1 protein-coding gene is annotated in these 214 nt (G+C 62.1%); it reads right to left on the bottom strand.

Annotated elements, in window-relative coordinates; genetic code table 11:
* On the bottom strand, window positions 1–214 hold a 214-nt coding region (locus tag F1735_RS38720), incomplete at both ends, for a zinc ribbon domain-containing protein (protein WP_222853231.1).

Raw genomic sequence — 214 nt, 5'->3', positions numbered from 1 at the left:
CGTGGCCGCAAGCCGGGCACGTCTGGCTGGTGTGCTGCGCTGGCACGGCCAGCAACATGCCGCCGTTCCACCCAAGCTTATAGCCAAGCTGGCGGCGAAACTCGCCCCATCCCTGATCGAGGATAGCCCGGTTCAGGCCCGACTTCTGGCTGACCTTCTTGCCCGGTTGTTCGACAGTACCTTTGGAAGACCTGGACATGTTCCGTACCTGCAA

The sequence above is a fragment of the Massilia genomosp. 1 genome, assembly GCF_011682185.1.
GTDB lineage: Bacteria > Pseudomonadota > Gammaproteobacteria > Burkholderiales > Burkholderiaceae_D > Telluria_A > Telluria_A rubra.
This window is presented reverse-complemented; position numbering and strand designations above follow the sequence as displayed.